The organism is Halomonas sp. NO4, assembly GCF_010994375.1.
Lineage (GTDB): Bacteria > Pseudomonadota > Gammaproteobacteria > Pseudomonadales > Halomonadaceae > Halomonas.
On sequence record NZ_WHMA01000002.1, the window covers coordinates 194,540 to 215,617 of the forward strand.

At 64.4% G+C, this 21,078-nt stretch carries 25 protein-coding genes, 1 tRNA gene and 1 pseudogene; 23 read left to right on the forward strand and 4 right to left on the reverse strand.

The window, feature by feature from the left end:
- Window positions 1-298: 298 nt before the first annotated feature.
- The 7 genes and pseudogenes from FEF15_RS02435 to FEF15_RS02465 form a co-directional block, all read left to right on the forward strand.
- A pseudogene (locus FEF15_RS02435) lies at window positions 299-403 on the forward strand (prepilin-type N-terminal cleavage/methylation domain-containing protein); the annotation flags it as partial.
- Between the two features lie 237 nt (window positions 404-640).
- A complete protein-coding gene (locus FEF15_RS02440) occupies window positions 641-2,032 on the forward strand; it encodes an O-antigen ligase family protein (RefSeq protein ID WP_163557500.1) in 1,392 nt (463 codons plus the stop codon).
- A gap of 72 nt (window positions 2,033-2,104) precedes the next feature.
- Complete coding sequence (locus FEF15_RS02445; protein ID WP_163557501.1) at window positions 2,105-2,488, forward strand: prepilin-type N-terminal cleavage/methylation domain-containing protein; 384 nt, start codon at window positions 2,105-2,107, stop codon at window positions 2,486-2,488.
- A 264-nt stretch (window positions 2,489-2,752) separates the two neighbouring features.
- Window positions 2,753-3,007 carry a type II toxin-antitoxin system prevent-host-death family antitoxin gene (locus tag FEF15_RS02450; RefSeq protein WP_163557502.1) on the forward strand — a complete coding sequence of 85 codons (255 nt, stop codon included), beginning with the start codon at window positions 2,753-2,755 and terminating at the stop codon, window positions 3,005-3,007.
- Entirely contained in the window at window positions 3,004-3,258 is a 255-nt protein-coding gene (locus FEF15_RS02455; RefSeq protein ID WP_163557503.1) for a Txe/YoeB family addiction module toxin, read from the forward strand. The genes FEF15_RS02450 and FEF15_RS02455 overlap by 4 nt, the downstream gene beginning before the upstream one ends.
- 51 nt (window positions 3,259-3,309) lie before the next feature.
- Complete coding sequence (locus tag FEF15_RS02460) at window positions 3,310-3,546, forward strand: hypothetical protein (RefSeq protein WP_163557504.1); 237 nt, start codon at window positions 3,310-3,312, stop codon at window positions 3,544-3,546.
- A 60-nt stretch (window positions 3,547-3,606) separates the two neighbouring features.
- Entirely contained in the window at window positions 3,607-3,984 is a 378-nt protein-coding gene (locus FEF15_RS02465) for a histone-like nucleoid-structuring protein, MvaT/MvaU family (RefSeq protein ID WP_163557505.1), read from the forward strand.
- A 151-nt stretch (window positions 3,985-4,135) separates the two neighbouring features.
- On the opposite strand, the gene FEF15_RS02470 is transcribed toward FEF15_RS02465, so the two are convergent.
- The gene (locus tag FEF15_RS02470; protein ID WP_163557506.1) at window positions 4,136-4,954 is read right to left on the reverse strand and encodes an AraC family transcriptional regulator; all 819 of its coding nucleotides are present in this window, start codon (window positions 4,952-4,954) and stop codon (window positions 4,136-4,138) included.
- A gap of 392 nt (window positions 4,955-5,346) precedes the next feature.
- On the opposite strand from FEF15_RS02470, the gene FEF15_RS02475 reads away from it, so the two are divergent.
- The 3 genes from FEF15_RS02475 (at window position 5,347) to FEF15_RS02485 (ending at window position 9,039) form a co-directional block, all read left to right on the forward strand.
- On the forward strand, window positions 5,347-5,631 hold the full coding sequence (locus FEF15_RS02475) for a hypothetical protein (protein WP_163557507.1): 285 nt from the start codon (window positions 5,347-5,349) through the stop codon (window positions 5,629-5,631).
- 7 nt (window positions 5,632-5,638) lie between these two features.
- Window positions 5,639-6,100: a hypothetical protein gene (locus FEF15_RS02480; protein WP_163557508.1), complete on the forward strand. Its 462-nt coding sequence runs from the start codon at window positions 5,639-5,641 to the stop codon at window positions 6,098-6,100.
- Window positions 6,101-6,351: 251 nt separating this feature from the next.
- The gene (locus FEF15_RS02485) at window positions 6,352-9,039 is read left to right on the forward strand and encodes an EAL domain-containing protein (protein ID WP_163557509.1); all 2,688 of its coding nucleotides are present in this window, start codon (window positions 6,352-6,354) and stop codon (window positions 9,037-9,039) included.
- A gap of 128 nt (window positions 9,040-9,167) precedes the next feature.
- Here FEF15_RS02485 and FEF15_RS02490 read toward each other — a convergent pair.
- Window positions 9,168-9,244 (reverse strand) — tRNA-Pro (locus FEF15_RS02490).
- Window positions 9,245-9,561: 317 nt separating this feature from the next.
- On the opposite strand from FEF15_RS02490, the gene FEF15_RS02495 reads away from it, so the two are divergent.
- Window positions 9,562-9,924 (forward strand): CidA/LrgA family protein, encoded by a 363-nt coding sequence (locus FEF15_RS02495; protein WP_163557510.1) that lies wholly within the window; start codon window positions 9,562-9,564, stop codon window positions 9,922-9,924.
- Window positions 9,921-10,652 (forward strand): LrgB family protein, encoded by a 732-nt coding sequence (locus FEF15_RS02500; RefSeq protein WP_163557511.1) that lies wholly within the window; start codon window positions 9,921-9,923, stop codon window positions 10,650-10,652. The genes FEF15_RS02495 and FEF15_RS02500 overlap by 4 nt, the downstream gene beginning before the upstream one ends.
- A 57-nt stretch (window positions 10,653-10,709) precedes the next feature.
- On the opposite strand, the gene FEF15_RS02505 is transcribed toward FEF15_RS02500, so the two are convergent.
- On the reverse strand, window positions 10,710-11,066 hold the full coding sequence (locus tag FEF15_RS02505) for a hypothetical protein (RefSeq protein WP_163557512.1): 357 nt from the start codon (window positions 11,064-11,066) through the stop codon (window positions 10,710-10,712).
- A 197-nt stretch (window positions 11,067-11,263) separates the two neighbouring features.
- Between FEF15_RS02505 and FEF15_RS02510 the strand changes: the two genes are divergently transcribed.
- The 5 genes from FEF15_RS02510 to FEF15_RS02530 all read left to right on the forward strand — a co-directional run bounded on the left by FEF15_RS02510 (window position 11,264) and on the right by FEF15_RS02530 (window position 15,922).
- Window positions 11,264-11,437: a DUF2970 domain-containing protein gene (locus tag FEF15_RS02510; protein ID WP_163557513.1), complete on the forward strand. Its 174-nt coding sequence runs from the start codon at window positions 11,264-11,266 to the stop codon at window positions 11,435-11,437.
- A gap of 189 nt (window positions 11,438-11,626) precedes the next feature.
- Window positions 11,627-12,751 carry a cytochrome c oxidase subunit II gene (coxB, locus tag FEF15_RS02515; protein WP_163557514.1) on the forward strand — a complete coding sequence of 375 codons (1,125 nt, stop codon included), beginning with the start codon at window positions 11,627-11,629 and terminating at the stop codon, window positions 12,749-12,751.
- 57 nt (window positions 12,752-12,808) lie between these two features.
- Window positions 12,809-14,440 (forward strand): cytochrome c oxidase subunit I, encoded by a 1,632-nt coding sequence (gene ctaD / locus FEF15_RS02520; RefSeq protein ID WP_163557515.1) that lies wholly within the window; start codon window positions 12,809-12,811, stop codon window positions 14,438-14,440.
- 31 nt (window positions 14,441-14,471) lie between these two features.
- Window positions 14,472-15,068: a cytochrome c oxidase assembly protein gene (locus tag FEF15_RS02525; protein WP_163557516.1), complete on the forward strand. Its 597-nt coding sequence runs from the start codon at window positions 14,472-14,474 to the stop codon at window positions 15,066-15,068.
- Complete coding sequence (locus FEF15_RS02530; RefSeq protein WP_163557662.1) at window positions 15,062-15,922, forward strand: cytochrome c oxidase subunit 3; 861 nt, start codon at window positions 15,062-15,064, stop codon at window positions 15,920-15,922. The genes FEF15_RS02525 and FEF15_RS02530 overlap by 7 nt, the downstream gene beginning before the upstream one ends.
- Window positions 15,923-15,942: 20 nt before the next feature.
- Here the strand turns inward: FEF15_RS02530 and FEF15_RS02535 are convergent, their stop codons facing one another.
- Window positions 15,943-16,137 (reverse strand): DUF2909 family protein, encoded by a 195-nt coding sequence (locus tag FEF15_RS02535; protein WP_163557517.1) that lies wholly within the window; start codon window positions 16,135-16,137, stop codon window positions 15,943-15,945.
- Between FEF15_RS02535 and FEF15_RS02540 the strand changes: the two genes are divergently transcribed.
- From FEF15_RS02540 to FEF15_RS02565, 6 genes are all read left to right on the forward strand, one after another.
- A complete protein-coding gene (locus FEF15_RS02540; protein WP_163557518.1) occupies window positions 16,136-16,924 on the forward strand; it encodes an SURF1 family protein in 789 nt (262 codons plus the stop codon). The genes FEF15_RS02535 and FEF15_RS02540 overlap by 2 nt on opposite strands.
- The gene (locus tag FEF15_RS02545; RefSeq protein WP_163557519.1) at window positions 16,909-17,424 is read left to right on the forward strand and encodes a hypothetical protein; all 516 of its coding nucleotides are present in this window, start codon (window positions 16,909-16,911) and stop codon (window positions 17,422-17,424) included. Before FEF15_RS02540 ends, FEF15_RS02545 begins: the two co-directional genes overlap by 16 nt.
- Before the next feature lie 43 nt (window positions 17,425-17,467).
- Window positions 17,468-18,571: a COX15/CtaA family protein gene (locus tag FEF15_RS02550; protein WP_163557664.1), complete on the forward strand. Its 1,104-nt coding sequence runs from the start codon at window positions 17,468-17,470 to the stop codon at window positions 18,569-18,571.
- Window positions 18,564-19,529, forward strand: coding sequence for a heme o synthase (gene cyoE, locus FEF15_RS02555; RefSeq protein WP_163557520.1), 966 nt, complete (start codon window positions 18,564-18,566; stop codon window positions 19,527-19,529). The genes FEF15_RS02550 and cyoE overlap by 8 nt, the downstream gene beginning before the upstream one ends.
- 95 nt (window positions 19,530-19,624) lie before the next feature.
- Complete coding sequence (locus FEF15_RS02560) at window positions 19,625-20,092, forward strand: DUF2489 domain-containing protein (RefSeq protein ID WP_163557521.1); 468 nt, start codon at window positions 19,625-19,627, stop codon at window positions 20,090-20,092.
- A gap of 262 nt (window positions 20,093-20,354) precedes the next feature.
- Window positions 20,355-21,035, forward strand: a complete 681-nt coding sequence (locus FEF15_RS02565; protein WP_163557522.1) for an OmpA family protein — start codon at window positions 20,355-20,357, stop codon at window positions 21,033-21,035.
- Window positions 21,036-21,078 lie beyond the last annotated feature (43 nt).

Sequence of the window (21,078 nt, forward strand, 5' to 3'; positions counted from 1 at the left end):
GCTTGGTGCCATCATGCCAGCGACGGGCGATCAACGAACTCGTACATTACGCTGAGATTGACCTCGGGCAAAGGGGCGAGACAAAGCCCTTGCCGGGTGGTGAGAGATGCCATACTGTCTGCATAGCGTACGATTCGGCGATCGTTTTGCCATCGCGTAACGCACTTGGCGAAAGCGGCGCAACGCGATGGCCAGAAAACGGAAGGCGTGGCCAAGCCCGCCGCCGGACGAGAGTCGAGGCAACCAAGGGGAACCCAGGGCGATGAAAGAGACCATGGAAATGAACGACGTGAAAAAGATGCCGGCCGGCAAGCAGGGTGGCTTTACCCTGATCGAGCTGCTGATCGTGGTAGCAATTATTGGCGTGCTAGCGGCAATTGCGATTCCTCAATATGCAAATTATCAAGACAATGCCGCAGCAGCTGCATGTGAACAGGAGCTTTCTGCAGCTAGAACAGCACTGCTGTCTGGAAGTGCAACTGTAGATAATTACTCATGGAGTGCTTGTACCAGTGTTTCAATGGATACTGATAGTCTTGATGCCACAAGCGCACAAAGAAATCAGAGTGTTTCTGTCCCGATCGGAGCGCAGGTTAATGTAGGGAGCTTGTGAGAATATAGCTGATTATGAGCCGGCGTCGTGCCGGCTTTTTTTATGTATGGATTTGATCAATTGCGCATTTTGGCGCTTGTCATGTTGCTTGCCGTCCTTTGGTCAGGGCTTATAGCCTGTCTGCGCATACGGCTTACCATTTCATTTTCGTTGGCAGGAGGCAGTCGCCGTTTGATTTTTGTTGCGGCGATTGCCTTGGTGCTTTCGGCCTTGATAGTAATGGGAAGTTTGTCACCGCTGATCAGTCTTCTGGAGCTTGTCTTTTTGGCGGTGGCTGGGATGATGCTGTTCTTCGTAGGCGTAATGGCCACGACACTTCGGAGAGTCGTAGTTTGGCAAGTGCTGGGTGGCCTGGTGATGCTGGGCTGCGCCGTTTATGGATTTAAGGCCCTGGATGCCATCTATTGGCGCCGAGAGTTTCTGGAAGCCCGCGATGTGACGCCGGGTCTGCCCAATATTCGCCTCTTTTCCGATATTGCCGCGGGTCTAATGCCGCTGGCGCTGCTCTATATCACTGCTCGCCGCTCTCCTTCGCGGGTCGCCGCACTGCTTAGCTTGCCGCCGCTGGCGGTGTGGTGGTATCTGCTGTTTTTGACTGAGGGACGGGCGGGCATTCTGGCGCTGACCTGTGCCATGGGAGTGGCACTTTTGCTCTTTGGCCGCCAGGCGCGCTTTCCGGTAGCCACACTATTCGTTGCGGCGCTGATCGGTCTGCTGGGCTGGTGGATCTATAATCCGCTTATGGGTGAGCGGGCTGAATCACCCTTCCGGCGCGATCTTACCAGCAGCAGCGGTCGCCTCGATCTCTGGGCCGACGCGCTGCGCTACTCTATCGAAAACTTTCCTGTTGGCATCGGCCCCATGATGTTTGCCGGGGACGGACATATTCGCAGTGCGAGTGCCCACAACCTATTCCTCAATACCGCGGCGGAGTGGGGGCTGCCTCTGGCACTGCTGCTGATGGCGCTGGTGGTGAAGGGGTGCCTCGTCATCGTCAAGCGGGCGCGCGCCATGCCGGAGGCGGACAAACCACTCTATGCGTGCCTGGTGATGGCCTTCGTGGGGGTGATGGTCAACGTGCAGTTCAGCGGGGCGCATATCGCCCCGCTAAGTTCGCTGGTGATGGTGTTGGCGATTGGGTTGGTATTCGGCTATCGCCATTCCGCTCAGCCGGCGCTGGCGACATCGAGCGGGCCGGTGCCCCTGGGCGCCAAGCTGCTGTGGGGATTTGTATTAGCCTGCATGATCTATCTGGTGGTGGCCGGGTGGGCGCTTTACGAACTTTCAGTGGCGTCGACGCAAGTCTGTATGCAGGAAATTGGCCGTGCCTATCTTTACCCACGTTTCTGGGCCCAGGGGCGCCTGGAGTGCATGCAAATGGTCGATCCCGATCACTGGCTGTTCTGGAACTGGCGATGAGAACTTGATTTCGCGACACGCTCGCTGATTAAGCTATGTAATAAGGAAAGTTTCGATTGAAGGACTTCAAGGATGGAAAAACAAACAGCGCAGGAAAGCGGCGACTCAGGTCAGCAGGGTTTCAGCCTGATCGAAGTGTTGGTGGCGGTGGCGATTATCGGGGTGCTGGCTGCCATTGCCATTCCGGTGTACATGGGTTTTCGAGAGCGTGCTGCCAACGGTGCCTGCCTAGCCGATGTGCGCGCCTATGCCTCGGCGGTGTATGCCACGCACTATGACGAGGAAGCCGAGAGTACGCCTTCCGTGGCGAGCGTGCTTGCGACTTACCCCGATGATGGCGCCTGCACGGCAATTACGGTCAACGGCGACACGCTGGAAGGCACGCCCCGAGCGCCGGGCGATGTCGAGGCGCTGCAGGTCGTCGAACTGGGCTTTGCGCCGGCGGAGGGTGGCTGACGGCAGCGCGAGGATCGGCGTTGGGTGCAGGGCTATCGCAGTTATTTTGTGGGAGGGACGGTTCGACGCCTCGACTTCAGCTCGCGAAGCAGCGCGCAGCGCTGCCCGATCTGGGCGCCTTTCGGCGCCTTCGCCCGGCAGAGCCGGCCTCCCACTTTGCCCCTCTCTACTGTGGGTGCCATCAACTGCGATTGCCCTGGCGTTGGGCGCTGGTGCTGACGTACAAGAATACGTACAATGGCAGTGTTCGCACTGGAGGTTGCCATGGACACTGTCACCTATTCTCATTTCCGCAGCCATTTGGCCAAGACCCTGGACCGCGTCAACGATGACCATGTGCCGGTGCTCATCACGCGCCAGAATGGCAAGCCCGCTGTGGTCATGTCGGTCGAGGATTTCAAGTCCTATGAAGAGACCGCTTATCTGATGGCCAGTCCGCGGAATGCACAGCGGCTCAACGAGTCGATTGCTGAAGTGGAGCACGGTGAAGGGGCTGAACATGGGCTGCTTGACCCATGAGGCTGACCTGGGCAGGCAATGCCTGGGAAGATTATCTCTATTGGCAGGCTCGCGACAAGAAGACCCTGAAACGCATCAATACGTTGATCAAGGACATTCAGCGTCAGCCATTCGACGGACTGGGAGACCCGGAGCCGCTGCGGCATCAATGGTCCGGCTTCTGGTCTCGCCGCATCGACCGTGAGCACCGGCTGGTTTACAAAGTCACGGATAACGCCATCGTTATCGTTCAGTGTCACTACCATTACTGATGCTGGCCGATAGGTAGTCGGGTTCAGGTCGTCGATGCCAAGCTCAAGGCAATGGTCGAGCTGCGCCGTGAACTGGGAGATCAAAAGATCGATCTGGTGATACATCGGCGCGCGGTGCCGGACGCGCCGATCTATCGCATCGCGCAAGATACTGGCATCTTGCTTTGGATTCATACGGCCGCTCTCCCCAAGCCTTCTTTGCTATCGCTTCTTACTGAGCGCTTCAGCTGTGCGAGCTTAAACTCTTTCTTTAATTCTGGAAAAAAACCGGCCATGCTGTTGTCATAAACGTAGAAATGCGGTATCTATGTGCGCCGCATCCCATTCATTCATCAACAAGGCAAGGCCATGTCATTACTTAGCGAGTACGTCCAGAAGGAACAGCAGCTCAAGCAACTCCAGGACGAGATGGAGCGGCTGCAGAACGACGAGCGCCTGAAAGCGGAGCTGGCGTTCAAGGAGAAGCTCGAGGCGCTGATGCGCGAGTTCAACAAGAGCGCCGCCGATGTCATTCAGCTTCTCGACCCGCAGGGGGCTGCCAAGCCCGCCGCCAAGGCACCGACGACCGGCGCCGGACGTCGCAAGCGCAAGCTGAAGATCTACAAGAACCCCAACACCGGGGAAGTCGTGGAAACTCGCGGCGGCAACCAGAAGACGCTCAAGGCGTGGAAGGACGAGTACGGTCCCGAGATCGTCGAGAGCTGGCTGGTACGCGTCGAGGAGTGAAGGCTGCACTTCGGATGTTTGCATCCTGAACTCAAGCAACAAGTGCAATGCCTAGCATAAGAAGTGCAATGCTCAGGTAACCGGCGGTGCTTCACTGTCGCGATGGGTCCGGGGCGCTGTCGACAACCGTTCGGCGACGCCCCGGCCCCAATCACTTTCTCGGCGAGGCCTTGGCCAGCAGCGGTAACTGGACTTCCAGGCCTCGCGGGTGCCAGTGCACTTGAACGGGCTCGCCATTGGCGTAGCGCCGATTCTGGGGCAGGCAGTAGGTAACCAGCTGATGAACTGCGGTGGGAATGTCGCTGAAGGCCTCCACGACCACGCAGGCGTGTTGCCGGGGCGGCAGTTCGAGCAGGCGGAAAGTCGGCGGAATGGCGAGCCCTGTGCCTGCGTTGGGCGGTATCATCAAGCCCAGATCGATCCGCTCCAGCCGACAGGGCTGCAGCAGGTTGTGCATCACGGCCATGCCTGGCGCCCGGTTCAAGCGGTTCGGTAAGGTCTCGCTACCGTGAAGTTTCCGGGCCAGGCGGGTGAGGTCGTTCACCCGTTGCAGGGGCTTGTAGACACGGGTCACTAGGGCTTTGCGGGTGGCGTACTGGCGAATCTCGAACGGCGGAGGCGCTGCCTCGGGGCAGAGCGCAGCCAGCCTGGCCCGATGATGGCGACGGAACTGGCGCGGGCTTTGCCCATACAGGCGCTGAAAGGCGCGGCTGAAGGAGGGGTGATTGCGGTAGCCGCAGTGGGTGGCAATGGTGCTGATACTGTCGGGTGTCAGGATCAGCAGGCGTGCGGCCTTCTCCAGGCGTAGCACGTCGCGATAGGCGCTCGGGGTGATCCCGAAACACTGCTTGAACCGGCGCCGTACCTGGGAGGTCGAATAGCCGAGACGGTTGGCCAGTTCATCGATACCCTTCTGGCTTTCCAGATGCTCCTGCAACCAGATTTCCGCTCGCATCATCTCATTGAACATTATCTGGCCCTTGCGGTGTTCCCTGTGACAGGTCTGGTCTGTCGGTGTGTTATGTCGTTGAGCCGCGCGATGGCGTTCAACAGGGGCGATCCTCTCCGGGAGCGTGCCCAATGATTTGATAGCTGTTGTTTCTGTCTTTATGCGACGGCGGCGCTGACGAAGGCAAACTTGGGCGCGTTGTTTGAGCGTTTGTGCACATTTTGCAGAATTAGAGGTAATGACTCCGATTTGCGAGTGAGAAGCGGGCGTGCGACAAGGTGCTGAATGAGCGCGCAGAGCAGAGGGGAATCGTTATCAAACCCATGGCGCTTCGTTGGCGCCGTATCCGACGGTATACTCGCGGCGTGCCACGCCTCGAGTTATGGCGGGTATTTGCAAACCGATGGATGCCGATGAAACAGAAAACCAATCGCCCCATGGACGAACGCGAGAAACTGCGCAAGTTTCGTGAACTCGACGACGCCTTTGCGCAGGCCTTGCGTGATCTGGATGCCCCACAGACCGAACCCGAAGCGGCCGTTGCAGCTTCCGGCAGTGACGCCGACGTGCGTGGCGAGTCGTCCGACCCCGATACCTTCGAGCGGCGCCTGCACGCACTGATGCAGGAGTACGCCCAGCCCCGGGAGAAGGTGGCTCACCTGCTGCGTACCCTGCAGTCGCTTGGCCGCATCGCTTGAGCCTGGCATGACCTATTTCCTGGTGATGGGCACTCTCGCGGTGTCGACCTGCTTTGCCCTGGGCTGGGGGCTGTGGCGCAGCCTGAGCTGGTTGCTGGCCTGCCTTCCTGGCCAGCGCGGCGCGCGCAAGCCGGCCCGGCAGGCCCAGCGCCGCGCTGCCAAGCGGGGCGGGAAAACCCCGAGCGCCGCCGCTCGGCGCAAGCCCTCGGCCAAGCCGGCGCCTCGCAAGCGCCGCGACCCCGGCCGCCTGACCTGCTGGCTGGCCGCTCGCCATGCCGCCCTGCCACTGGCCCTGGTCGCCAGCCTGGCCTACCTGGCCGTTCGCCTGGCGGAATACGGCCTGCACTTTCGTCCGCCCCATGACGCCCCCGCCGGCTATCAGTCGGTCCTCGTGGGGCTGGGCTGGCTCGCCGCCGGGCTGCTGCTGATGGCGCTGTGCCAGCGCCTGGCGACGTGGCGCTGCCGCTGAACGGCATAGCCTTGGCACACCCTTCCCGCTTGCCTGCTTGATATGTTTGACATGCATCAAGTATATCGGCATCTTCTGATTGATTTCGTCTAATTACATTTCGTCACTGCTGTAATGCTCTAGTCTGATATCGGTAAAGATATTGTTGCAGGGTCGTTTGCGCCTTGCGGCAGGTTGGCTGCGATGGCGCCGTCCGGCCTAGGGGCAGCGAGAGGGGTGGCGATAGGGGCAGGACGGGATCAGGGGGAGGCATGCGTGAGCGGAAGGAGGGGCGCGGCAGGGTGGTGTGGTCGGCGGCGGATGGCGGTCGCTCGACGGCCGATCTCAGCCAGGAGCTGAAGCATTTCTACACCGCCGTGGAGCAGAGTCCGCTGGCCACGGCGATCACCGATCCCAGCGGGCGGCTGCTCTACGTCAATCGCCGCTTCATGGAGGTGACCGGCTACCGCCGTGAGGAGCTGATCGGGCACACCTCGGCGTTGATCCAGTCCGGCAAGACGAGCGAGCGCACCTACCGCGAGCTGTGGGAGACCTTGCGGGCCGGGCGCGAGTGGCGCGGGGAGCTGCTAAATCGGCGCAAGAACGGCGAGGAGTACTGGGAGTACGAGCTGATCACGCCGATCTTCGACGAAGCGGGGGAGATCACCAGCTACGTCACCGTGAAGCAGGACATCACCGGGCGCAAGGAGCAGGAGGATCAGCTACGCCTGATGGCGACGGCCTTCGAGACCGGGCAGGCGACGCTGATCACCGATGCCGAGATGCGCATCGAGCGCGTCAATCGCGCCTTTACCCAGATCACCGGTTACCGCGGCGATGAGGTGATCGGCCAGACGCCGCGCCTGTTCAAGTCGGGGCGCCACGGCCCCGAGTTCTACGCCGCGCTGTGGGCCTCGCTGCAGCAGCAGGGCCACTGGCAGGGGGAGATCTGGAATCGCAACAAGCGCGGCGAGATCTACCCCGTGTGGCAGTCGATCACCGCCGTGCGGGGCGACCACGGCGAAGTGCGCCACTACGTGTCGGTGTTCCACGACATCGACGAGCGCAAGCGCCTCGAGCAGACCCTGGCCCGGGAGGCGAGTCGCGATCACCTGACCGGTGCCGCCAACCGTCGCTCCTTCGATCGCGCCCTGATCAAGTCGATTCGCGCGGCGCGCCAGGACGGCAGCGAGCTGGCCCTGATGCTGTTCGATATCGTTCATTTCAAGGCGGTCAACGACAACCACGGCCACGATGTCGGCGATGCCATCCTCCATGCGCTCACCGAGCTGGTGCAGCGGCGGCTGCGCAAGAGCGACCTGCTGGCACGCTGGGGCGGCGAGGAGTTCACCCTGCTGTTGCCGGAGACCTCCGCGCAGGGAGCCTGCCGGATCGCCGAACGCCTGCGCGCCGACGTGGCGGCGGCCGACATGCCGGGCCCCAGGGTCACCATCAGCATTGGCCTGACCACCCTGCAGCCCGGCGACACGGCGCGCGACATGCTCCTGCGTGCCGATCGGGCGCTCTACCGGGCCAAGCGCAGCGGGCGCAACTGCGTGGAGCGGCTGGATCGCGACTCCGCTCTGGCCGACAGCGCCAGCCGCACGGCATCGAACCTGGCGATCCTGCCACCGCTGGGCGCGGCGGCGCGCTATATCGACGAGTATCGCGGGGCTTCCCAGCGCTCGCGCCTGATCCATCGCCTGGAGCAGGCGCTGGATCAGGCGCGCCGGCGCGAGGGGCGGCTGCTGGTGTGCGCGCTGGATGTCGACCACTTCAAGACGCTCAACGAGCGGCTCGGACAGCCGGTGGCGGATCGCTTGATCCTGTTGCTGGTGCAGCGCCTCAATCGCCAGCTGGGGCGTGAGGATCTCATCGTGCGTACCGGCGGCGACGAATTCGTGCTGCTGATTCACGATTCGGAAGGCGACGGCATCGCCGAGCAACTGCTGACGCAGATCCGCCGGCCCTTCGTGCTGGGCAAGCGTACGACGAGCATCACCGCAAGCCTCGGCATGGCGCTCTTTCCCCCCGATGATCGCGAAGCCGACATGCTGCTGCGCCATGCCCAGCAGGCCATGTTCCGCGCCAAGCAGAGCGGCCGCAATACCGTCAGCCGCTTCGATGCGGGCCAGGACCGGCGCCTGCAGCACTGCCTGAGCCAGCGCCGCCGCGTGGAGCAGGCCATTGCCGAAAACGAGCTACGCGTGCATTACCAGCCGCAGATCGACATGTCGACCTCGGCCGTGGTGGGCTTCGAGGCCCTGGTGCGCTGGCAGCACCCCGAGCGGGGGCTGTTGGCACCGGCGGAATTCCTGCCGCTGATCGAAGGCTCCTGGCTGGAACAGGCGCTGGGCGAGTGGGTGCTCAAGGCGGTGCTGGACCAACTCGGCTGCTGGACGCGGGAAGGCCGGGAACTGCCGGTCAGTGTCAACATCAGCCCGAGCCACCTGCTCGCACCGGACTTCGCCACCCGCCTGGACGGCCTGCTCGCCACCAAGCCGGGCGTGTCGCCCTCGCGGCTCAAGCTGGAGGTGGTGGAGACCGCTGCCATGCGCGACATCGCCGCCGCCCTGGAGGTGATCTCGCGTTGTCAGGCGATGGGCGTACAGGTCGCCATCGACGATTTCGGCACCGGCTTCTCGTCGCTGACCTACCTGCGTCAGCTGCCGGTCGACCTGATCAAGGTGGACAAGAGCTTCGTGAGCGACATGCTCAGCGACACCGACGACCGCGCCATGGTCGAGAGCGTGATCTACATGGCCAGGCGCTTCGACCGCGAGCTGCTCGCCGAGGGAGTGGAAAGCCTCGGTCACGCCTCGGCACTGCTGGGGCTAGGATGCCGGCTCGCCCAGGGCTACGGGATCGCCCGCCCCATGCCGGCGGAAACCCTCGCCGACTGGCTCGAGGCATGGCCCGCGCGGCGCGAATGGCAGGAGCTGGAGCCCGCGCCCGCGTAGTGCGTGGGTAGGTAGTACGCGCGGGGGCCGTCGAGCGGAACCCATATGGAACCCAGTCGCGTTTTTGCTAGGCACAACGAAAAACCGCCACCCGGAATGACCCGAAGCGGCGGTTTTGTCGGCATTTCTGGTCGGAGCGACAGGATTCGAACCTGCGACCTTTGCAACCCCATTGCAACGCGCTACCAAGCTGCGCCACGCTCCGACTCTGGTTGTTTTCGAGCGACGACCCTGGCGGGTGCTGCCCGAGAACGAGGCGTATACTAGCGCCTCCGCCGGCAAATGAAAAGCCCCTGGGGCGTATTGTCTTCAAGGCATTGCGTTTTTTTTGCCGGCTCCGGTGACAGGGGCCGGGGCTATCGCAGTTATTTTGTGGGAGGGAGCTTCAGCTCGCGAAGCAGCGCGGAGCGCTGCCAAAAGGGCGCCTGCGGCGCCTTCGCCCGGCAAAGCCGGCCTCCCACCATGCAGCCTGCAGAACAGATTCACGCCAAAGTGGGAAGAACCAAAGAAAGGAGCGTTGTCATGCCGTTGATCATGGGAATGAGTGTCTTGCTGGCCTGCCAGTTTGCCGGTGAACTGCTGGCAAGGGGCCTGGAGCTGCCGATTCCGGGGCCGGTGCTCGGCATGGTGATCCTGCTGGCGGGGCTGGTGATACGCGGCAAGGTGCCCTCGAGCCTGCGGCTGACGGGGGAGGGGCTGCTGCGCTACCTGACGCTGCTGTTCGTGCCCGCTGGGGTGGGGCTGATGGTCCACGCGCGGCTGATCGGCATGGATCTGCTGCCCATTGCGGTGACCTTGGTTGTGTCGACGGCGTTGACGCTGGCGGTCACCGGCTGGGCGCTGGAGCGCCTGCAGCGTCGGCAGGGCCCGGGGAGCGGCGCATGAACGTAGTGCCGCTGGACCAGCTCTGGGTCTATCTCTCCGGCCATCCGCTGCTGTCGCTGCTGGTGACCCTGTTGGCCTTCGTGGTGGCGGTGCGCATCAACCGGGCCTTGGGCGGGACGCCGCTGGTGCATCCGGTGACCCTGGCCATTGCGCTGCTGATCGGCTTTCTGCTGTTGGCGGATATCGAGTACGCCACCTATTTCGAAGGGGCGCAGTTCATCCACTTTCTGCTGGGGCCGGCCACCGTGGCGCTGGCCATTCCCCTCTACGACCATCGCGAGCGAGTGCGGCGACTGCTGTGGCCGCTGCTGCTCGCCTGTGGCGTCGGCATCGTCACGGCCGTGGGCTCCACCCTGGGCCTGGCGATGCTGATGGGGGCGCAGCCGGAAACGCTGCTGACCCTGGCGCCTCGTTCGGTGACCTCGCCCATCGCCATGGGGATCGCGGAGCAGATCGGCGGCATTCCATCGCTGGCCGCCGGCCTGGTGCTGCTGACCGGTTCCATCGGCTGTGCGCTGGGGCCGGGCCTGTTCCGGCTGCTGGGCATTCGCGACCAGGCGGTGCAGGGCTTCACTCTGGGGCTTGCCGCGCATGGTTTCGGTACGGCCCACGCCTTCGCGCGCATCGGCGCGGTGGCGGGCGCTTTCTCGGGGCTGGCCATGGGCCTGACGGGGCTGCTCACGGCGTTCCTGCTGCCGCTGATCGTCAAGGTGTTCGGGCTGGGATAAGGCGGGTTGCCCCGGGGCGAGGGCGCGACGGCGTCTGTGGAGCCGCCGCGCATGGCGTCAAATCTCTTCCCAGATGCGGCGACGGAATTCGTTGGGCATCTCGGCGACCTTCTTCATGCGCTCCATGTGATGGTCGCTGATCTCGTTGGCAATGCTGCGATAGCACTCTCCCATCTTCTCGGGATCGCCGCCATGGGTGTCGTAGCACTCGGCGAGCCTTTGGCTGGCGTCGGCCATCGCCTTCAGGAAATTGGCTTCCTGCTCCATGACTTCGGAAACGCTCTGCATCCACGCCAGCTGAAGGCGCGTCATGGGGTTGGCGTTCTGCATCCATTGTTGAGCCCACCACTCCATCATCTGGCTTGGCATCTCCATGCTGGGAGTGCTGTTGGAATCGGGTTTGCGTTCGCTCATCGTTGGCTCCTGTGCCTCCTCATTATGCGAGTGGCAGAGAGGGTGAAGGGACTCTCACCAGCAGTATAGGACAGGCCCTGTGGTGAGCTCGTTCCGCGCACGCTGAGACAGTTGACACCCATCAATCAACGTGTCGATTTCGCCAGCCGGATGGGCCTGTGGCATGCTGCCAAGGTGGCTGGCTCAGGGAGTAGGACATGTGGGGCGTGATCAAGTCGGTACTGGCCGCCTTCTTCGGCGTGCAGAAGGAGGGACAGCGTCGCCAGGATTTCGAGCAGGGCAGGCCGGTGCCTTTCCTCGTCGCGGGGGTGTTGATGGCGCTTGTGCTGGTGGGCCTGGTTGCCCTGGTGGCGGTGCTCGCGTCACGTTGAGTCGCCCTGAGCGCCGAGCGTTGACAGGCGCGTTGGTCAGGAGCCTGGCTAGCGGACCGCTCTTACCGGTATCTCTCTATACTCGATGCAGCAGCGACTAATGTTCTTGTTGACGATATCGATAGAACCCCTCGTTCCCTGACGATGGTGAGTCGCTGACGAAGACAATGACAAGATCAGGAGGCGTCGATGCGCACTCTGCTCGTCTTGCTGGCAGGGGGAGGACTCCTTGCGGGCTCGCTACAGACGGCTCTGGCCAACGGCTGGAACATGCCCGTGGGCGTCACCGAGCTCAGCGGCGAGATCTACTCCCTGCACATGATCATCTTCTGGATCTGCGTGGCGATCGGGGTGGTTGTGTTCGGGGTGATGTTCTATTCGCTGTTTCGCTTTCGCCGCTCCAAGGGAGCCAAGGCGGCCAACTTCCACGAGAACACTCTGGTGGAGGTGATCTGGACGGCAATTCCGCTGCTGATTCTCGTCGGCATGGCGGTGCCCGCCACCGCCACCCTCAAGAAGATGTACGACGCCTCCGACGCCGACCTGGACGTCATGATCATCGGGCAGCAGTGGCGCTGGCGCTACGACTACCTGGGTGAAGGCGTTGCCATGACCTCGAACCTGGCAACGCCGCGCACCCAGATCCGCGGCGACGAGCCCATCGACGCCAGTGCCAACTACCTGCTGGAAGTCGACGAGCCGCTGGTGTTGCCGGTCGGGCAGAAGGTGCGCTTCCTGTTCACCTCCGACGACGTCATCCACTCCTGGTGGGTCCCGGAACTGGCCATCAAGCAGGACACCGTGCCCGGGTTCATCAACGAGAACTGGGTGCGTATAGACGAGCCGGGGATCTACCGCGGGCAGTGCGCCGAGCTGTGCGGCGTCGACCACGCCTTCATGCCCATCGTGGTGCGTGCCGTGGAAGAAGAAGAGTTCGAGGCCTGGCTGGCCAGCCGCCGTGAAGCGGCCGAGGAGGAGGCCATGGGCATCGATCGCGAATGGCAAATGAGCGAGCTGATGGAACGCGGCGAGCAGGTGTATGGTTCGGTGTGCGTCTCCTGTCACCAGCAGGAGGGCACCGGCAATCCCCCGGCTTTCCCGGCCCTGGCCGGCAACGAGCAGCTGCTCAGTGATGCCGATTGGCACACCAGCACCGTCATCAACGGGGTCTCGGGGGCGGCCATGCCGGCCTTCCGCAACACGCTCAACCCGGTTGAGATCGCCGCCGTGGTGACCTACACCCGCAATGCCTGGGGCAATGACACCGGTGACAGCGTACAGCCGTCGGAAGTCGCCGAGCGGCTTTCCGACTAGGCGGACGCGCTCGTCCTTTCCGTTGCTCTATCGTGACCGATGACAGGGAGATTTTCGATGGCGATGAACCCAGGGTCCAAGCCGGTTCTCCAGCATTCCACCGCCACTGCGGGCGGCATGGCCGAGGCCCATCCCGCCCCGCCGAGTGGCCTGCTGCGCTGGCTGCTGACCACCAACCACAAGGAGATCGGTTCCCTTTACCTGATCTTCTCGCTGGTGATGTTCTTCATCGGTGGTATCTTCGCCATGGTAGTGCGCGCCGAACTGTTCCAGCCGGGCCTGCAGCTCGTGCAGCCCGAGTTCTTCAACCAGATGACCACCATGCATGGCCTGATCATGGTCTTCGCCGCGGTGATGCCTGCTTTCACGGGCCTGGCCAACTGGATGATTCCGCTGCAGATCGGCGCGCCGGACATGGCTCTGCCGCGGCTCAACAATTTCAGCTTCTGGCTGCTGCCGGTGGCCTTCACGCTGCTGCTGTCGACGCTGTTCATGCCGGGCGGCGGGCCCAATTTCGGCTGGACCTTCTATGCGCCCCTCTCTACTACCTACGGGCCGCCCTCCACGACCTTCTTCATCCTGTCGCTGCACATCGCCGGTATCAGCTCCATCCTGGGGGCGATCAACATCATCGCCACGATCCTCAACATGCGTGCGCCGGGCATGCGCATGATGGACATGCCGCTGTTCGTCTGGACCTGGCTGATCACCTCTTTCCTGCTCATCGCCGTGATGCCGGTGCTGGCGGGGGTGATCACCATGATGCTCATGGACATCAACTTCGGCACCAGCTTCTTCGATGCCGCCGGGGGCGGCGATCCGGTACTCTTCCAGCACCTGTTCTGGTTCTTCGGGCACCCCGAGGTGTACATCATGATCCTGCCGGCCTTCGGTATCGTCTCGGCGATCATCCCTACCTTCGCCCGCAAGCGCCTGTTCGGCTACGCCTCCATGGTGTATGCCACTGCGGCCATCGCCATCCTGTCGTTCCTGGTCTGGGCGCACCACATGTTCGTGGTGGGGCTGCCGCTGGTGGCTGAGCTCTTCTTCATGTACTGCACCATGCTGATCGCCGTGCCCACTGGGGTGAAGGTGTTCAACTGGATCACCACCCTGTTCCGCGGTTCGATCAGCTTCGAGCCGCCGATGCTCTTCGCCCTGGCCTTCGTGGTGCTGTTCACCATCGGCGGTTTCTCGGGGCTGATGCTGGCCATCGCCCCGGCGGACTTTCAATATCACGACACCTACTTCGTGGTCGCCCACTTCCACTACGTGCTGGTGCCCGGGGCGGTGTTCGCCATCATGGCCGGCGTCTACTACTGGCTGCCCAAGTGGACCGGCCACTATCCCAACGAGCGGCTGGCGCAGTGGCATTTCTGGCTGTCGGTGGTGGGGGTTAACCTGACCTTCTTCCCCATGCACTTTGCGGGGCTGGCCGGCATGCCGCGGCGCATTCCCGACTACGCCCTGCAGTTCGCCGACTTCAACCTGGTGTCGAGCCTGGGCGCCTTCCTGTTCGGCGCCTCTCAGCTGCTGTTCGTGGCGGTGGTGGTGCTGTGCGTGCGCGGCGGTCGCCGGGCGCCGGCGCAGGCCTGGGATTACGCCGAGGATCTCGAGTGGAGCGTGCCGAGCCCGGCACCGCTGCATACCTTCGACACGCCACCCACCTTCGAGCGCCCCGCGCACTGAGGGCATTGCGTGATCGACGAGGGAGGTTCGCATGACAAGCTCGGATCCGCATCGCGACAACCGGGCCGGGGTACGCCGCACGGTGTGGCGCAGCGTGGCGGCACTGGCGGGCATGTTCGCCTTCGCCTTCGCCCTGGTGCCGCTCTACGACGTCTTCTGCCAGGTGACGGGGCTCAACGGCAAGGTCAACAACAGCGCCCAGGCCGTGATGCACGACGGGGTGGACGAGTCGCGCCTGGTCACGGTGCAGTTCATCACGCGCAGCGGTTCGGGCTTGCCCTGGCAGTTGGAGGTCGAGACGCGCCAGATGCGCGTGCATCCCGGCCAGCCCACCGAGGTGAGCTTCACCTTCGACAACCAGGGCGACGAGGAGAGCTGGGGGCGGGCGGTACCCAGCGTCTCGCCGTCGCAGGCGTCGCAGCACCTACGCAAGATCAGCTGCTTCTGCTTCGACGAGCAGCGCCTCGAGGCCGGCGAGCGGCGCGACATTCCGCTGGTCTTCCAGCTCTCGCGGGATCTGCCGCCCGACGTCAAGACCGTGACCCTGGTCTACACCCTCTACCCGGTGGAGGCTCGTAACGCGCCGCAGCAGGCGAGTGCCGTGACCCTGGAAGGAGAACAATCATGAGTGGCAGCTATTACGTACCGGCGAGCAGCAAGTGGCCGGCGCTCGGTTCGCTGGCGGTAGGCGTGATGATGATCGGCTCGGGCATGCTGCTGGTGCACGGGTCGGGCGGGCCGGTCATGGCGATCGGACTGGCGGCGGTGCTCGCGGTGATGGCGCTGTGGTTCCGCGACGTGGTGCGGGAGTCCCGTCACGGGCTCTACGACAGCCAGATGGACCGCTCCTTCCGCTGGGGCATGGGCTGGTTCATCTTTTCGGAGGTGATGTTCTTCGCTGCCTTCTTCGGGACGCTCTTCTATGTGCGTACCTTCGCCGTGCCCTGGCTGGGCGGCGAGGGAGAGAAGGGACTTGCCGCCCTGCTGTGGCCGGAGTTCACGGCCCACTGGCCGCTGCTCAACCCGCCGGGCGAGGGCATCACCGGCCCCCGGGAAGTGCTCAGCCCCTGGCAGCTGCCGCTGGTCAATACCCTGATCCTCGTCGCTTCGAGCATCACCCTGACGGTGGCGCACGAGGCGCTCAAGGAGGGGTATCGTCACACCTGTCGCAACTGGCTGGCCGGCACGGTGCTGCTCGGGCTCTGCTTCATCCTGATCCAGGGCGTGGAGTACTACGAGGCCTATGCGCACTACGGCATCACCCTGGATGCCGGCATATACGGTGCCACCTTCTTCATCCTGACCGGCTTCCACGGGCTGCACGTGATCATCGGCACCGTGATCCTGGCCGTCATGCTGATGCGAGTCCATCGTGGCCATTTCTCCGAGGAGAGCCATTTCGGCTTCGAGGCCGCAGCCTGGTACTGGCATTTCGTCGATGTGGTCTGGGTGGGGCTGTTCCTCTTCGTGTATGTATTCTAGGCACGGGCCCGCAAGGGCCTTCAATCGCCCAGCCCGCCGAGGAAAAAGCCGTAGAGCAGCAGCGCCAGCAGCAGCACGGTCAGGGCAATACGGATCTTCAGCGACAGCAGCAGGCGACGGGAGTGGGTGTCATCGCGCAGCAGGAAGCCGGCTCCGGCGGCCATGCTGGCGATGATGGCCACAAAGACAATGGCGATCAGGGTCTTCAGCAGCATGACACACTCCGTCAGGGATCGGTGGTCGGGGGAGGTTCAGGCGCCATCGAGTCGCCGTGCCGGCTGGCGACTGTGGCTCTGGTGCGCGCTGTGGTCGCTGCTGGTGGCGCTCGGGCTTTTTCTTGGACTATGGCAGTGGGAGCGTGCCGCCGACAAGCGCGACTATCTGGCCCGCCTGGCGGCTGCGCCGCATCTCGAGGCGCCAGAGCAGACGCCGCCCGAAGGAAGCCGCCTCACCCTGCGGGGCGAGTTCCTCACCGAGCACACCCTGTTTCTGGACAATCGCACCCGGGATGGCCGTCTGGGCGTTGCGGCCCTGACCCCGCTTCGCGGGGAGGACGGGCGACTCTGGCTCGTCCAGCGCGGCTTCCTGGCCACTGGGCCCGACCGCGAGACGCCGGAGGTTTCGACACCCGCTGGCCCGGTGGTGGTCGAGGGGCGCTGGCAAGCGGCTGGCGACAGCGCGCCTCTCTTCGGCCTCAATCGCGAGGGGCAGCGACTGCAACGCATCGACCTGGCGGCGTGGTCGGAATTGTCGGGCTTCGCGCATGCCGGATGGGTGCACCAGGAGGCTGGCTCCGGTGCGTTGAAACCCTGGTGGGAACCCAGTGTGATGCCGCCCAGCCGCCATGTCGGCTATGCCGTACAGTGGTGGGGGCTGGCACTGGCGGCGTTGGCGGTGATGTTCCTGGGCGGCCGTCGCCTGCTTGCCGAACGTCCATCGGCGCGCCTGGGGCGCCAGTCACGCACCCATGACCCGGAGGAGCTGCCATGCCGCAGCCGTTGAACCCACGCCGCCAGCGCCTCAAGCTGCTGGCGTTGATTGCCATCTTTGCCGCCCCCATGCTGGTCGCCTGGGGCATGGTCGAGTGGCGTGTCGGCATTCCCGACCAGCGCACCGCCCACGGCGAGCTGACGCCGGAGGTGCCGCCGCTGGGGCAGTGGCCCTTGACGGATCCCAGCCAGGCACTGCCGGAGGGTGACTGGATTCTGGCCTTCGACTGTTCGCGGGCCTGCGACGCCCTGGCCGACCAGTGGTGGCGCCTGCACCGCGCGCTGGGACGCGAGGCGCCGCGGGTCAGCCGCTTGCGTGTCGGCGGCGACGCGGCGGCGCTGCCGGGCGAGATGGTCGCCCAGTGGGCCGAGCGGCCGAACTGGCTCTCCCCCGGGCGGCTGTGGGTGCTTGACCCGCGTGGCGAGCCGGTACTGGCCTATGCTGATCGAGTTGAGGCGCGCGATGTACTGGACGATGTCAATCAGCTGCTGCGCATGAATCCGCAGCGGTGATTGCCGGCGCACGGACAAGGAGCTTCTGTTGGTGGCCAAGTCGATGATCGGAGCGGTGGGTAAAGAGCGGGCAGGGGGTGAGCTGACCGCGCGACTGCGTCTGCTGAAGGCGTTGAGCCTGGCCGGGGTGCTGCTGACCGCACTGGTGGTGCTGGTGGGGGCCTGGACCCGGCTGGTGGATGCCGGCCTGGGCTGCCCGGACTGGCCCGGCTGCTACGGGCAGCTGGTGGTGCCGGACGCCGAGCGCGCCCGGCTGCACTCGCCCGATGCACCCCTCGAGACGTTCAAGGCCTGGGTGGAGATGGGGCATCGCTACATCGCCTCGGCACTGGGCCTGCTGGTGATCGCGCTGCTTGCCCTGGGGTCGCGACTGCGGCGTGTCGACGGCTATCCGTGGCGAGTGAGCGTGGTGCTGCTGGTGGTGATCCTGCTGCAGGGCGCCTTTGGTGCCTTCACCGTGACGCTGCGCCTCTGGCCGCAGGTGGTCACGCTGCATCTGCTCGGGGGGCTCACGGTGCTGGTGCTGTTCCTGTGGCTGTACCTGCGCCTGCGCCGTTTCAAGCAGGGCGCGTTGACTTCCGAGGGCACGGTGGCTCCCGCGAGTCCGCCGCGGCGGCTTTCATCGCTGTGGGGCGTGGCCATCGGTGCGCTGGTGCTGCAGCTGGCGCTTGGCGGCTGGGTGTCGAGCAACTATGCCGGCATTGCCTGTCAGGGCTTTCCCACCTGCAACGGCCAGTGGTGGCCGAGCATGGACTGGAGTGAAGGCTTCCACCTGACCCAGACGGTGGGCCCCAATTATCTGCATGGCCAGTTGCATGCCGATGCGCGCGTGGCAATTCACCAGGGGCACCGCCTGGGCGCGTTGCTGCTGGGGCTGGCGCTGGTGCTTCTGGCCGCTCGCCACTGGAAGGAGCGCGCCATGCGCCCCTGGCTGGGCGGCCTGGTCGGCGTGTATGGCGGGCAATTGACGCTGGGCGTGGTCAATGTGCTGCTCTGGCTGCCGCTCTCGCTGGCCCTGCTGCACACGGCCGGTGCCGTGGCGCTGGTCGTGCTGATGACGCTGGCCGTGTGGCAGCGGCGTACCGCCGCCGCGACGGCGGATGAAGCAAGTGTGCAAGGTCCGGGCAAGGAGTGGACGCATGGCTAACGTGGCAATCAAGCGCGAGGATATCCGGCATGCCCTCAAAGGGGTGCTCGCGGAGAAAGGGGCGCTCGTGGAGACAGCCCCGGCCAGCTGGTCGTGGCGGGACCTGATCACCCTGTGCAAGCCACGCGTGGTGGTGGTGATGCTGGTGTGCTCCCTGGTGGGCATGGCGCTGGCCACGCCCGAACTACCGTCGCCGCAGGCGGTGCTATTCGGGCTCACCGGCATCGGCCTGGCCGCCGGCGGCGCAGCGGCCTTCAACCACGTGGTGGATCGGCGCCTGGATGCCATGATGTTGCGCACCTCGCGCCGCCCTCTGGCTACCCGTCGCATGCCCACGGCGCTGGCGCTGGGCTGGGCGACCCTGCTTTCCGTGGCCGGTATCGGCCTGCTGCTCTGGCAGGTCAATGCGCTGACCGCCTGGCTGACCCTGGCCTCGCTGATCGGCTATGCGCTGATCTATACCGCCTTTCTCAAGCGCGCCACGCCCCAGAACATCGTCATCGGCGGGGTGGCCGGTGCCGCGCCGCCGCTGCTGGGCTGGACGGCGGTGACTGGTCAGCTGGGGCCGGAGCCCCTACTGCTGTTCCTGATCGTGTTCGCCTGGACGCCGCCGCACTTCTGGGCGCTGGCGATCCACAAGCGCGACGAGTACGCCAAGGCCGGCGTGCCCATGCTGCCGGTGACCCACGGCGAGGCCTTCACGCGGCTGCAGGTGTGGCTCTACGGCTGGCTGACCGTGGCGGTGACCCTGCTGCCCTTCGTCATCGGCATGAGCGGGGCGCTCTATCTGGTTGGCGTGATGGCGCTCAATGCGCGCTTCATGTACTGGAACGCCAAGGTGTGGCGTGGCCACGACCCCCGTGCGCCGCTGGCGGCCTTCTGGTTTTCGATCCGCTATATTCTCGGCGTCTTCGGCGTGCTGTTGTTCGATCACTACGCCAACGCCTGGATTGTCTAAGGGCGGTTGGCGGTTGGGGGCGCTCACACTTGCCGTGCCGCGGGGCCTGGAATGGTACAATGCGTCATCCATTCCCCCGACAGCGTGAACACTCCATGACGACCACGACCGCCCTGATTCTACTGGCGCTGGCCCTGGCCATCATCGCCGGGCTCGGTGCCTATGCCTTCACCCTGTGGCGCGAAGTGCGCCGCCGCCAGGCCTTTCGCGAGGACGAATTGCGGCGGGCCCACGAGAACTGCCTGGAGAACCTGGAGATGGTGGCCTCGGCGCTGGTTCAGGAACAGGTGGAGGTCACCGAGGGGGCCTGGCGCTGCAAGGTGCTGCTGGAGATTCTCGACCCGGGGTTGATCGAGCGTCCGGATTTCCGGGTGTTCGGCGAGGTCTATGCACGCACGAGTCACCTGCATACCCACTCGGCGCGCCACGCACTGAGCCCGCGGGACCGCATGCGCGAGGATCGCGAGCGCCTGGCGGTCGAGGACGAGCTTCGCCAGCCGGTGCTTCAGGCCGCCCAGGCGGTGCTGGTGTTTCGCCGCCATTGGCCCGACAGCCTGCATTGAGCGGCAAGGCGACGCCGCTCTCTCGGGCATTCCGTTTCTACCGAATATTCTGATTGCAAGATTCCTGATGCTACGGCAAGCTCTGCCCGCGGTCGCCGGACGAGGTGCCGCCTCGTCCGGTTTTACCGTTCCGGCCAGAGGTAAGGGTTTGAGCATATCGCAATTGTGCCTACACTTTATGACTGTCGGATCGAGAAAATCCCTGGACGTCCGGGTCGCTCGACATCGAGCTCCGCGGATTGGCAATAAGAAGGAGTCTTGCATGAAGAAATCAACGGCAGGCTTGCTGCTGGGTTCGGCGCTGGCCCTCGGCCTTTCGGGCTGTGCTGCTACCATCGAGGGCGGGGCTACCAGCGCGTCCAGCGACACCTCCCCGCGTCCCTGGTACCAGCAGCCGGTCGTCTGCGGCATTGCCGGCGGTCTGGCGGGTGGCGGCATCGGCTACGCCACCAGCGGCGAGTCCGACGAGGAGACCGGTGCGGCCATCGGCTTCACGACCGGTGCGGCCATCGGCGGGCTGCTCTGCGCGGATCGCACACCTGAGCCCGAGCCGGAACCCGAGCCGATGCCGGAACCCGAACCCGAGCCTGCTCCTGAGCCCGAGTTCGAGCCGGTGGTGCTCTCCAGTGACGTGAACTTTGCGTTCGATTCCGCGGAACTGCGCCCCGCTGCCGAATCCCGGCTGAACGAGGTGGCCGAACGGCTGCGCGAGAACCGTGACATCAACGTCACCATCGCCGGTCACACCGATTCGATCGGTAGTGCCGAGTACAACCGCGACCTCTCGCAGCGTCGTGCCGATTCCGTCAGAGACTACCTCGTCTCCCAGGGGATCGACACGAATCGGATGCGCACCGTCGGCTACGGCGAGGAGCGTCCTGTCGCCACCAATGAGACCGACGCGGGGCGTGCGCAGAACCGCCGCGTCGAGATCAGCAACTGACCAACGGCGCGCCTGCGGCGCGCCGTCTCGTCATCAACTCGGG